General features: G+C 61.2%; 14 protein-coding genes. 3 read left to right on the top strand and 11 right to left on the bottom strand.

Translation table 11 applies throughout. The annotated features are described in order from the left end of the window. Positions 1–2 precede the first annotated feature (2 nt). From RM533_RS04110 to RM533_RS04100, 3 genes are read left to right on the top strand one after another with little or no spacing between them, the layout of a single operon-like run. A complete protein-coding gene (locus RM533_RS04110; protein WP_311339934.1) occupies positions 3–782 on the top strand; it encodes an SDR family oxidoreductase in 780 nt (259 codons plus the stop codon). Positions 783–807: 25 nt separating this feature from the next. Then, complete coding sequence (locus RM533_RS04105) at positions 808–1,890, top strand: DUF1214 domain-containing protein (protein WP_311339933.1); 1,083 nt, start codon at positions 808–810, stop codon at positions 1,888–1,890. Then, positions 1,883–2,383, top strand: coding sequence for a nuclear transport factor 2 family protein (locus RM533_RS04100; protein WP_311339932.1), 501 nt, complete (start codon positions 1,883–1,885; stop codon positions 2,381–2,383). The genes RM533_RS04105 and RM533_RS04100 overlap by 8 nt, the downstream gene beginning before the upstream one ends. A 77-nt stretch (positions 2,384–2,460) precedes the next feature. Here RM533_RS04100 and RM533_RS04095 read toward each other — a convergent pair whose 3' ends face one another. From RM533_RS04095 to RM533_RS04045, 11 genes are read right to left on the bottom strand one after another with little or no spacing between them, the layout of a single operon-like run. Then, positions 2,461–2,844: a nuclear transport factor 2 family protein gene (locus RM533_RS04095; RefSeq protein ID WP_311339931.1), complete on the bottom strand. Its 384-nt coding sequence runs from the start codon at positions 2,842–2,844 to the stop codon at positions 2,461–2,463. Positions 2,845–2,846: 2 nt separating this feature from the next. After that, the gene (locus RM533_RS04090; RefSeq protein ID WP_311339930.1) at positions 2,847–3,311 is read right to left on the bottom strand and encodes a MaoC family dehydratase; all 465 of its coding nucleotides are present in this window, start codon (positions 3,309–3,311) and stop codon (positions 2,847–2,849) included. Then, on the bottom strand, positions 3,308–4,090 hold the full coding sequence (locus tag RM533_RS04085) for an SDR family oxidoreductase (RefSeq protein WP_311339929.1): 783 nt from the start codon (positions 4,088–4,090) through the stop codon (positions 3,308–3,310). Before RM533_RS04085 ends, RM533_RS04090 begins: the two co-directional genes overlap by 4 nt. Further along, on the bottom strand, positions 4,087–4,998 hold the full coding sequence (locus RM533_RS04080) for an SDR family oxidoreductase (protein WP_311339928.1): 912 nt from the start codon (positions 4,996–4,998) through the stop codon (positions 4,087–4,089). The genes RM533_RS04085 and RM533_RS04080 overlap by 4 nt, the downstream gene beginning before the upstream one ends. A gap of 41 nt (positions 4,999–5,039) precedes the next feature. After that, positions 5,040–6,194, bottom strand: a complete 1,155-nt coding sequence (locus tag RM533_RS04075; protein ID WP_311339927.1) for an acetyl-CoA C-acetyltransferase — start codon at positions 6,192–6,194, stop codon at positions 5,040–5,042. After that, positions 6,187–7,182 (bottom strand): acyl-CoA dehydrogenase family protein, encoded by a 996-nt coding sequence (locus tag RM533_RS04070; protein WP_311339926.1) that lies wholly within the window; start codon positions 7,180–7,182, stop codon positions 6,187–6,189. The genes RM533_RS04075 and RM533_RS04070 overlap by 8 nt, the downstream gene beginning before the upstream one ends. Positions 7,183–7,194: 12 nt before the next feature. Next, positions 7,195–8,346, bottom strand: a complete 1,152-nt coding sequence (locus tag RM533_RS04065) for an acyl-CoA dehydrogenase family protein (protein WP_311339925.1) — start codon at positions 8,344–8,346, stop codon at positions 7,195–7,197. After that, the gene (locus RM533_RS04060) at positions 8,346–9,095 is read right to left on the bottom strand and encodes an enoyl-CoA hydratase family protein (protein WP_311339924.1); all 750 of its coding nucleotides are present in this window, start codon (positions 9,093–9,095) and stop codon (positions 8,346–8,348) included. The genes RM533_RS04065 and RM533_RS04060 overlap by 1 nt, the downstream gene beginning before the upstream one ends. Then, positions 9,095–10,258: an NAD(P)H-dependent flavin oxidoreductase gene (locus tag RM533_RS04055; protein WP_311339923.1), complete on the bottom strand. Its 1,164-nt coding sequence runs from the start codon at positions 10,256–10,258 to the stop codon at positions 9,095–9,097. The genes RM533_RS04060 and RM533_RS04055 overlap by 1 nt, the downstream gene beginning before the upstream one ends. Next, positions 10,255–11,157 (bottom strand): enoyl-CoA hydratase, encoded by a 903-nt coding sequence (locus RM533_RS04050; RefSeq protein WP_311339922.1) that lies wholly within the window; start codon positions 11,155–11,157, stop codon positions 10,255–10,257. The genes RM533_RS04055 and RM533_RS04050 overlap by 4 nt, the downstream gene beginning before the upstream one ends. Next, positions 11,154–11,948, bottom strand: coding sequence for a CoA-transferase subunit beta (locus RM533_RS04045; protein WP_311339921.1), 795 nt, complete (start codon positions 11,946–11,948; stop codon positions 11,154–11,156). The genes RM533_RS04050 and RM533_RS04045 overlap by 4 nt, the downstream gene beginning before the upstream one ends. Between the last annotated feature and the right edge of the window lie 11 nt (positions 11,949–11,959).

The raw sequence follows: 11,959 nt of genomic DNA, 5'->3' as shown, positions 1-11,959 counted from the left end.
CAATGCTGCTGAAGAACAAGGTTATTGTCATAAGCGGGGTAGGGCCTGGAATGGGTCAGTCAATGGCCAAGCTTGCAGCTGCCGAAGGTGCCAAGGTAGGCATCGGCGCGCGCAACAAGGCGTTCCTCGATCAGGTAGCCGGCGAGATAAAGGATGCCGGCGGCGAGGCACTGGCCATGGCAACCGATGTCACCAAAATCGAGGGTTGCCAAAATTTCGCCAAGGCAGTGGCAGACCGGTTCGGCCGCATCGACGGACTGGTGAATTCTGCATACGCGCACGGCGAATGGCTGCCGACCGACGTTGCCAACCCGGAAGAGTTCGCCGGTGTTTTCGATGTTAATTGTGCAGGCGCCTTGCGCATGGCGCAAGCCTGTCTTCCAGCCATGAAACAGGCAGGTGGCGGTGCCATTGTGAATGTGTCGACCATGTCCACAGTCAATCCGTTTCCCGGCGAGGGAGCCTATTCTGCCGGCAAGGGCGGATTGAATGCGCTGACCAGGCACATGGCCAAGGATTTCGGTCGTCACGGCATCCGCGTGAACCTCACCCGGATGGGATGGATCGGCGGCAAGCCGGTTGACGAGTTCATCGAACGGCAGGTGGAAAGCGGCAGACCACGCGACGAGGTCGTCAGCGAAATTACCGACCGGATCCCCTTGGGCATCATACCTCCTGAAGACGATTGCGCACGCAGCGTTCTGTTCTTCGTGTCCGACTATTCCAGTGTAGTGACGGGTGCGTCGCTCGATGTGAACGGCGGGCAGTACATGGCGCCATGATGGCAGGATCAGAAAGGATTGCGACATGAGCGATAACCCGGATGCAAGGGCTGTCTGGCAGGACTTTTGCCAAAAGCTCGACACGATCGGCGATTTGGTCCGCGACGCCGAGTTTGCCACAGAAACGATCGACCATGCCGAAGGCTACCGGTATCTCAGCCGCCTGGCGCGGATTGCGCTCGACATGCATGTGGAGAACGCCGACTCCGACTTTCCAGGCTTCTATGCAGCTTCGCATGCCACTGCAAAAATCGGTGCTGATAATCCGGACAATCTGTACCTCAACGCAACCATCAGCGGAGAGCGCCGCTACAGGATCAGCGGGGAAAAGGGCAGTGTCCCGATCCTGTCGTTCGGGTCCAAGGCCAATCGTTATGCAACAGACGGCACCATGGCTTCGACAGGAGAGCTCGACGCCGCCGACATGCAATTTGCCGCAGATGGCAGTTTCGAAATCATCGCCAGCAAGACCAAGGCCAACGGCAATTGGCTTCCGCTGGACGATGATTCCACGATGCTGCTGGTACGCCAGACATTCCTCGATCGCGCCACCGAACAGCCAGCGAAGGTCACGGTAGAGGCACTGGACGCGCCGCGCACGACGCCTGAGCCGCTGACTGTCCGGCAGCTCGAACAAGGGCTGACAAAGGCGGCGGCTTTCGTTGAAGGAACGGCGCGTACTTTCATGCGCTGGACGCGCATGTTGATCGAGGAGCAGCACAATCAGCTTGCGACGGTCGATCAGGACATGTTCCAGAAAGCAGGCGGTGATCCGACAATCTTCTACCTCCATGGTTATTGGGAGCTCCAACCTGGTGAGGCGCTGGTTATCGACACCAAGGTACCCGACTGCACTTTCTGGAATTTTCAGTGTGACAATGTGTGGTTTGAATCCCTAGATTATCGCAATCATCGCATCCACATTAACGCGCATGGTGCAAAGCTGAACGAGGATGGTACGCTGACCATCGTGGTCGCCGCGCGTGATCCCGGCTTCGGCAACTGGATCGACACGGCCGGCCATGGCCATGGCACCATGTTGTTGCGCTGGACCGGTGCGAGGGAACATCCCGTTCCAAACACGAAAGTGATTAAAATCGATGAGTGATCTTGAAGCGCGTCTCGCCCGCCTTGAGGCGGAAAGCGACATTCGCCGGCTGAAAGCCAGATATCTCAATGCCTGCGATGCCAAGGACGTGGCGGCGATCCGCGCCTGCTTTACCGAGGATGCGGTGCTTGACTTTCCGCCGATCGGGGAGTTTGGCCTCGATGGCTTGATCGACGTGTTCACGCAGATGGCGGTGAACACCCCCATCATCGACGTCCATCAAGGCCACAATGCAGAAATAGATGTGTCGAGCGATGGAGCCGAGGCGAGCGCGCTCTGGAATCTGGGCTATGCCACCTATGATCCACGCACCAAGGGTTTTCGTCTGCTGACAAGCTTCTATAACGACAGATATCGCCGCACACCGCAAGGGTGGCGTATCTGCTACAGCCAGTCGCAGCCAAGAACCGTCGTCGACGGAGTGCTCGCCGAAGGATCGGTCAATGCTTCTTGGACGCTGGAAGACAACCTGAAAGAAAACGGCGTCGACTGATAAGCCGGCGGACCATGCGCGCGGCCTTTAGCGTCGCGTGTGGTCCGCCGATCAGGATAGAGCCATTACGCTTCGGGTCAGGCAGACCAGTCCTGAGGAAAGCCCTTCATATTTTCAGGCGCGAAATATGCGCGCATCGAAGATACCTTTCCTTCTTCATCGAATTCGAAAATGTCGATCACCTCGACCGCCATGTCCGTGCCTTCGAATACGACGGAAAAGGCAAATGCGGCAGAATTCGCGGCCGTACGAATAGGCCCTTCCAACTGCAATTTAGGCTTCATCGCCATGGATCTGGTATAAAACTCGACAATTGCCTCTATACCTACGTGCGCCGGGCTGCCGACAGGATCTTCTACCCGCGCGCCTGCGGAGAAGATCTGTCGCACCGCTTCGGGATCATTGGCAGCAAACGCGGCAATATAGGCGTGAACCGCGGCCGCTTTCTCGTCATGCGTCATCGTCATCCTTCCGGGAAATACCGGCTGATCGTATCAACCACACAGGCAGGCTTATCGTTTTTCTCGATCTCGATCGTAACGCGTACGACTGATTGGATCGCTCCCTTGACCTCTTCGGCCGAAATCAGTTCGCCAGTGCCGCGTATACGGCTGCCGCTGGGTACAGGAGCCAGGAAACGCAGCCGGTCTGCCCCGACATTCACCGCGTGGGCAAAGCCACGTACCTCGATCAGTTGCGGCAAGAACAGATTGGCCAGGCTAAGCGTCAGATAGCCATGTGCAATCGTGGTGCCGAACGGACCGTCTTTTGCCCGCTCGGGATCGACATGGATCCATTGATGATCGCCAGTGACTTCGGCAAAACCGTCAATGCGGGTCTGATCCACCACCAGCCAGTCAGTCGGCCCGAAAGTTGCCCCGATATGGTCCAGAAGCGCCGCCGGCGTTTCGAAAACTCGCGCGCTCATGCGCGCTGACTCGATACGGAAAGCACTTCGCCAGTCATGTAGCTGGAAAGGTCACTTGCCAGAAAAATCATCACATTGGCCACTTCCCACACCTCGGCGGGACGGCCGAATGCTTCACGCGCAGCCAGCTCGTCCAGCAGCTCGTCTGTGGTGACCTTGGCAAGAAAGGCATGCATCGCGATCGATGGTGCAACGGCATTGATGCGTACGCCATGGGCCGCCGCCTCGATAGCGGAACAGCGGGTAAATGCCATCACACCGGCCTTGGCGGCGGCATAATGGGACTGCTCGGCCTGCGCACGCCAACCCAGAACCGATGCGTTGTTCACGATCACGCCGTCGCCGCGCGCATACATCGACGGCAGGAACGCACGCGACATGCGCATGACGGAGGTCAGCGTCACGTCAAGGACGCGGTTCCACTCATCGTCCTTCATGGCAATGACTTCGGCACTGCCGCCAAGCCCAGCATTATTGATGAGGACATCGATTTCGCCAAGCTGGTCGCGGGCTGCGCGGTGAAGTGCCTGCACGTCATCCTCCCGCGTCACGTCGCAGATCGCTGTCTGCGGCCGCGTGCCGGTTTCATCTTTGATGCGGTCGGCGGCTTCACCCAACCGCCGCTCGTGAAAATCGCTGATGAGCACCCGCGCGCCTTCCTCGACCGCGCGTTTGGCCACCGAAAAGCCAATCCCAGTGCCAGCCGCGGCAGTGACGACAACACTCTTGCCGCGCAACAGGTTGTGACCCTCTGGATAAGGCGGGGGGGTCCTGCTCATGTGCCGTAAACCTTCTTGGCGGGAGACCGACCAGCAACGAGGTCATGGACGATATCGCCAACCTCGGCCGCCTTCAACGGACGATTTTTTTCTTCCGACGCCGGTCCATCTGTCCAGCCTTCGGCAATGCGGATTGTGCTGCCGAACGGTTCAAACACCTGCCCCGTCACGTCGGCGGATTGCTTGCTGACCAGCCAGGCGATCAGGGGCGCAGTGTTCTCCGGCGCATAGGGGTCGAACGGCGCGTCCTGTTGTGCCGTCATCGTGTCGGCAAAAGCCGTCATCGTCATCCGCGTGCGGGCGTTGGGGGCCAGCGCATTGGCGGTGATGCCATAGCGTGCCAGTTCCGCCGCCTGCATCAGCGTCAGATTGGCAATGCCAGCCTTGGCCGCGGCATAGGCGCTTTGCCCGATGCTGCCCTGAAGGCCCGCACCCGAAGTGGTGTTGATGATCCGCGCATCGACCGGACGGCCGGCTTTCTGTTCGCCGCGCCAGTAATCTGCGGCGTGGCGGCTGGTGCAGAAATGCCCGCGAAGATGCACGCGCGTCACCGCGTCCCATTCCTCCGGGGTGCAGGACACGAACATGCGGTCGCGCACAAACCCGGCGTTGTTGACCACCGCATCCAGAGTGCCGAATGCCTCGATCGCATCTTTCACCAATTGCCCGGTCTGTTCCCAGTCGGCGACATCGGCGGTGTTGGGAATTGCCTCGCCGCCGTTTGCCTTGATTTCATCGACGACCATTTGCGCGGCGCCGCGGGTTTCGCCTTCCTCGCCATGGGTGCCAACGCCGAGATCGTTGACAACGACCTTGGCGCCTTCTGCCGCCAGGCCCAGCGCATAAGCCTTGCCCAGCCCGTTGCCCGCACCCGTGACGATGACGACGCGACCTTCACATATTCCCACTCTGCCGATCCTCCTTGATCCGTTTGCCGGCGAACCGGTGTTCAGCCCAGCCGCTCGATGATGGTGACATTGGCCTGTCCGCCGCCTTCACACATGGTCTGCAGGCCATAACGGCCGCCTGTCCGTTCCAGTGCATGCAGCATGGTCGTCATCAGGCGCGCACCTGTCGCACCCAGCGGATGACCAAGCGCGATGGCACCGCCCTGCACGTTGACGCGATCATGCGGCACGTCCAGTTCCTTCATCCACGCCATGGGGATGGGGGCAAAGGCTTCGTTACATTCGAACAGATCGATGTCCGAAATCTTCATGCCCGATTTTTCCAGCGCATATTTTGTCGCTGGAATGGGCGCGGTCAGCATCCACACCGGATCGTCCGCCCGGACAGACAGATGATGCACGCGGGCACGTGGTTTCAGACCATGATCCTTCACCGCGCGTTCCGACGCGATCAGGATCGATGCCGCGCCATCGGCATTCTGGCTGGCGATACCGGCAGTGATCACACCGCCTTCCTGCACCGGCTTCAATGCGGCCAGACCTTCCAACGTGGTGGTGGGGCGGATCGTTTCATCATGTTCCAGCCCGCGCACCGGTTCGATCTCCTTATCGAACCACCCGGCATCGGTAGCCGCCTGCGCACGTTGATGCGATGTCAGGGAGAACTGCTCCATTTCCTCACGCGAGAAATCCCATTTACGGGCGATCATCTCGGCCGAGTTGATCTGATTGACGGTGCCGCTGCCGTAACGTGCAACCCACCCTTCGGACCCGCTGAACGGGTCGTCGAACCCATGCGCCTGACCGGCAAACATGGCGGCCGAAATAGGGATAGCATTCATCGCCTGGCTGCCGCCGCATACGACCAGATCCTGCGTTCCGGACATGACGCCCTGCGCTGCGAAATGGAGCGCCTGCTGCGAGGAACCGCACTGCCGGTCGATAGTGGTCCCAGGCACATGCTGCGGCATACCAGCGACCAGCCAGACAGTGCGGCCGATATCGCCCGCCTGTGGTCCGATCGTATCGCAGCATCCCCAAACGACATCATCGACAGCGCCGGGATCGATGCCCGTGCGCTTGATAAGGGCCTTTATCGGTTCTGCACCCAGATCAGCAGGGTGCACGGCGGACAATGTGCCCTTCTTGCGCCCGATCGGCGTGCGTACAGCGTCGATGATATAGGCTTCAGGCATGCGTCAGTTCCTTTGTAAAAGTTTCCGACGGACCGATGTCCATTGCTCCGTCGATCACCATGGCTTCCACCCGGCGAAGATGCGTTGCACGATCCCCCCATGCCCCCGCGAGCGCCCACACCCGTTTCATCCAGAAATGCAGGTCCACCTCATAGGTATAACCCATCGCACCATGCACCTGGATGGCGGTTTCGGCAGCGAGCATCGCCGCATCCGTCGCGGCTATCTTGACATGGCTGACATTCAGGCTGAAACGCTCATCGTTCTGGCTTGCGGCCGCGCGCCACAGCACCGGGCGGGCAAACTCCACTTTAACCGCAACGCTCGCAAGATGATGCTTGATCGCCTGGAAGCGGCCGATCGGCTGTCCGAACTGCTCGCGCTGCTCCGCATAATCAGTGGACAGAGCCATCATCCGTTCGGCAGCGCCGACCATCTGCGCCGCGCAGGTGAGTGCCGCAAGATCGAAAAGCAGCGGATCATGCGTGACTTCGTCGGGAAGGGCAAAAAGCTGGCGCAGCGGATCGACGGTATCCAGCCGATCGGTGACAGGTGCCGGCTCTACCAGCCCCGCACTCGACAGCAGCGCATCGGCGTGGTCCAGATCCGCCACCCAGCCGTTCGCAGGATCGGCGATGGCGATCACTCGCTCGCCGCTGGCAACGCCGTCCAACGCATCTGCCCGGTCTTGGGCAAGAAGCCATGGCACCGCGACAAAGGCGGTATCAGCAAGCGGTTCGGACACATTGGCGCGGCCAAGCTCCACCCCGATCATTGTTGCCTCGAGAAGACCGAGGCCAAGCCCGCCTTTGCTTTCAGGCACCATGATGCCGGCAAGTCCCATCTCGACAAGTCCGCTGCGGATGGCGGGATCGCGCCCGCTACCCTCGTCGAGCGCGCGCAGGACAGCAGGGTCATGCTCGCCATCCAGATATTCCCGCACGGCGTCCCGCAGGTCGATCTGGTCCTGGGAAAAGCTGAAATCCATGACCTTGCTCCCTTATCGCGGCATGCCGAGCAGGCGCTCGGCAACGATGTTGCGCTGGATCTCATTCGACCCGGCATAGATTGGCCCGGACAGGGAAAAAATATATCCTTCGAGCCAGTCGTTGGGCGTGCCGTCAGGCAGCTTGCGCAATTCCGCCGCGGCGCCCAGCAGGCTCATACCCGCGCGGTGCAATGCACGATCCATTTCCGACCAGAAGATCTTGTTCGCACTTGCCTCTGCCCCGATATGTCCGCCGTTCATGACCGTCGTTGCCACCATGTAGGTGTTGAGCGCGTAAGCTTCGGCATCCATCCACGCCTGCAGCACCGCGGCATGGGCGTCAGGCGATGCGGTGTCACGATGCTTGCGGTATAGTTCGACCAGCCGCTGTGCCGCAGCCTGGAACCGGCCGGGCGAACGCAGCATCAACCCGCGTTCGAACCCCGCCGTCGCCATCGCGACGCTCCACCCTTCGCCTTCGCCGGCGATGCAATTGGTTGCCGGTACCCGCACTTCGTCGAGGAAGATTTCGGCAAAGCCGGTATCGCCGTGCAGCTGCCGAATGGGGCGGATCGTCACGCCTTCGGCATCGAGCGGAAAGAGGATGAAGGACAATCCCTTGTGCCGCTTGCTGTCGGCATCGGTGCGGAACATGCCGAAGCCCCAGTCGGCAAAGGCAGCGCGGCTCGACCATGTCTTCTGGCCGTTCAGAATGTAATCATCACCTTCGCGCCGGGCCGTGCTGCGGATCGCTGCCATATCCGATCCTGCGCCGGGTTCCGACCATGCCTGCGCCCAGATCTTCTCACCCCTGGCCATTGGAGTGAGGAACCGCGCCTTCTGCTCGTCGGTGCCATATTCCATGATCGTCGGACCAAGGAGGAAAATACCGTTCTGGTTCGCACGCAACGGGGCACCCGCGCGCCAGTATTCTTCTTCAAAGATCAGCCAGCGGATCAGGTCCAGCCCGCGCCCGCCATAGGCTTCGGGCCAGGTGACCATGCCCCAATTGCCCTCTGCCAGCTTGCGTTCCCATTCCACATGCTGGTCATAACCCTCCCGCCCCTCAAGCGTGAGGAGGGGTTCGTCAGGGACATTTGCTTCCATCCAGGCGCGCACCTCCTGACGGAAGGCCTGCTGTTCGGGCGTGAAGGAAAGATCCATCAGAACTTCGCCGCGCCCTTGGTTTCGACAAAGGCGTCGCGTGATTTCTGGCTGTCTTCGTGCATGTACATTTCCAAGGTGAAACCCTGTTCCCAACGATAGCCGCGATCGACGTCACGCGGCTCCAATCCGTTCAACGCTTCCTTGGCGATGACCAACGCCTTGCGGCTCTTGCCGGCGATGACGCCGCAAAAGTCGTGCGCTTCCTCGACCAGGCGGTCTGGCGCCACAATTTTCTCGACCCCGCCAAGCCGGTAAGCCTCTTCCGCCGGAATGCGCCCACCGGTGAAGAACGCCGCCCGCACCTTGTGCAGTGGCAGCATGCGCGACAGATGGCTGGCGCCGCCCATTGCCCCGCGATCAACCTCCGGCAACGAAAAATACGCACCTTCGGCCGCAATGATCGTGTCGCTCGCGCCGCAAATGCCGATGCCGCCACCGATTACAAAGCCGTGCACCGCCACGACCACCGGAACCTCGCAATCGCGAATGGCCTTGAAAGTGAGGTAATTGCCCCTGTTCAACAGCGTGATGCGATCGGGATGCGCCTGCATCTCCTTGATGTCGACGCCGCCGCAAAAGCCGCGACCTTCGGCCCGGATCAGCACGACATTCACGTCCGGGTTGCGACCCGCTTCGGCGATAATGGCCGGCAGGCTGTTCCACGTCTCGCTGTCAAATGCGTTCACCGGCGGCACGTCGAACACAATTTCGGCAATCCGATCCTTAATGGCATGGGTGACCGGCATCAGGCAGCTCCGGCTGAAGGTGAGGCGGTTGGTTGAGTGTTTGGCTGAGTGTTCGACAGGGCAGTTGACTGCGTAGCGCCCGCCAGCATGCTCATCGCCTCAAGCCGGGCATGCGCCTCAACCATGATGGATTGCACAAGGTCCGCGCAGCTTGGCAGATCGTCGAGCCGGCCAGCGACCACGCCCGTTGCCATGAGGCCGTTTTCCACATCGCCATCGACGACCGCGCGCTGGATCATCATGGGGGCGGCCGCCGCCAGCATCGCCTGCGGCAGGCTCATCCCGCCATGCGACGTCATGCCACGCGCCGATTTCAGCATTTCACCCGCGCTCGCGCCGGTCAGCCGCTTCATGCGCAGCCCGCTCTCGACAGCACGCCGCCACAGGCCGGCCGTATTGGATTCGTCGATCCGGCGCAGCGCCTGGTTGCGGATCATCCGCTGCGGAATGCCGTCCACCTTGGTGGTGACGGTGATGTCGTCTGTGCCCGCCGCGACGTAGCGCTGCTTGACCTGTTCGGGCGGCGCGCTTTCCTTCGTCATCAGGAACCGGGTGCCCATCGCAATTCCGCACGCGCCATAGGCAAGCGCCGCGGCCAGCGACCGGCCATCGGACATGCCACCCGCCGCAACGACCGGCACATTCACCGCGTCCAGCACCTGCGGCAGCAGCACCGTGGTGGGAACAGAGCCGGTGTGCCCGCCGCCTTCGCCGCCCTGTACGGTCACCGCATCAACGCCGAGCTGCACCATCTTCAGCGCATGCTTGACCGCGCCGACGGTCGGCATGCACACGATGCCGGCATTCTTGAACCGCGCGATCATGCCCTTGTCCGGCCCCCGGCCAAACGACACCGCCCGCACCTGTTCGCTGTTTTCAAGAATGATATCGACGATCTGTGCCGCGCCCGGCTGGAACATGTGGAAATTGACGCCGAACGGCGCGTCTGTTCCCGCTCTCACCAGGCCAATTTCCTTGCGCAGTTCATCGGGCGTCATCACCGCGCCGGCGAGGAACCCGAACGCACCGGCGTTGCTGGTCGCGATGACGAGCGGCGCGGTCGCGACCCAGCCCATCGCGGTTTGTACGACTGGGTAGCGGCATCCCAGCAAGCGGGTGAGGGGGGTGGCGAGTGGTGGCGCCATGCTGTCAGATCCGGTCATGCATCCTCGCCTGCGGCTTTCTTGTTGGCGCTCGCCATGCCCTTGCCGTCCAGCCCGCCCAGCGAATTGCCGGCGGTAAGATCATTCTGAGCATGGGCGAAATGGTGCATGTGGAACACCGCATCCATGGCGGTTCGCTTGCCTCGCAGATCCTCGACATGGTTCAGCGCCTGTTTGGTCAGCCAATTGCCCAGCCGGGGCCGGGTCCCAATTTCCGCGGCAATCTTGGCGGTTTCCTCGCGCAGCGTATCACGCGGGAAAAGACGGTTTACCATGCCGAATTGATGGGCGCGCTCTGCCGGCATGCGTTCGCCCAGCAGCAGGAACTCCTTGGCAATACGTGGCGGCAGTTCGAACCCGTGCGCGAAATATTCGACGCCGGGAATACCCATCCGATTGACCGGATCCTGAAAAAACGCATCGTCGGACGCAATGATCAGATCGCAGACCCATGCCAGCATCAACCCGCCGGCGATGCAGGCACCCTGCACCATGGCGATGGTCGGCTTGGGAATGTCGCGCCAGCGGCGACACATGCCAAGATACACTTCCTGTTCCCGGGTGTAGAGCAGCTCCGCTCCCGGCCGGTCGGTATGATCGCCGAACATCAGGCGCCGCTCGAACGGGACGAGTTGATCGCGCCCGGGCGTGCCGATGTCGTGCCCGGCACTGAAATGCTTGCCCGCGCCGGCCAGCACAATGACCTTTACCTCGTTGTCATCGTTCGCGCGGCCGAACGCATCGTCCAGCGCATAGGTCATCTGGCTGTTTTGCGCATTGTTGAACTTGGGGCGGTCCATGGTGATCCATGCGACCGCGCCGTCCCGTTCGTATTTTACCGGCTCATCCGTTTCGTAAACGGGGTTCTGTTCCTGCCGGGGGACGAAGGCGTCGCTCATCCGGCTCTCCTTGCAGGCGGGTTGTCCTTCATCACCTTGGCGCGCAGATTGTGCGGATCCATCCGGCCGATGATCTCCAGCGCCTCTGCGGTCGGCAGCGGCGTTTCGCCGATATCGTCGGCTTTCGCCAGCTCGAAACCGGTTGCCTCCTGCACTTCGTCGAATGTCACTCCGGGGTGCAGATGAACCACGCGAATGGCATGATCAGGTCCGCCAAAATCCATCACGCACAGATTTGTGACGATACGGCGCAGGTCAATGGCGGAGTAATTGCCGCCCTTGATGCGCTTGGCCGGATTGTAACCCGCGCTCGACACCATGTCGACTTCGCCTTCGACGAAGACGCGCTTGCCGTGCTGCGGAATGAACATGGAGTTGGGGTGATAGATCGAATTGCCCGGGAAACCGCGCACGCCCAGCATCTGCACCTTGGGCTGCTCATGCGTTCCGCCCAAATAGGACAGGTTGGTCTGCCCGAACCGGTCGATCTGCGTCGGCGTCACCATGGCATGGCGGCGGCCGGTCCAAACCGCGCTGTCGAAAAAGCGGGAGAAGGGCAGATAGCCTGCACGCTTGCGGTCGTTGTAATCGCGCGGGCCGATCGGCACCGGCTGTTCCACCAGCCACGCTTCACCATCTGTCATCAAGAGGCCCGGCGAGTGGGACAGCCGCGCCAGGCTGGCGCCGAGCCGGGGCACAGTGCCGACGCCGGTGGCGATGATCTCGCGCTCGGTTCGGAATGCTTCTGCGCAGGCGAAAATGCACAGTTCGGCAAGGGAAATGTCGGTCATGTCTGCATTGC

The sequence above is a fragment of the Croceicoccus esteveae genome (assembly GCF_031846435.1).
In the GTDB taxonomy this organism is placed as follows: domain Bacteria; phylum Pseudomonadota; class Alphaproteobacteria; order Sphingomonadales; family Sphingomonadaceae; genus Croceicoccus; species Croceicoccus esteveae.
The sequence above is the reverse complement of the archived record's forward strand: the minus strand, read 5'-3'. Positions and strand labels throughout refer to the sequence as shown.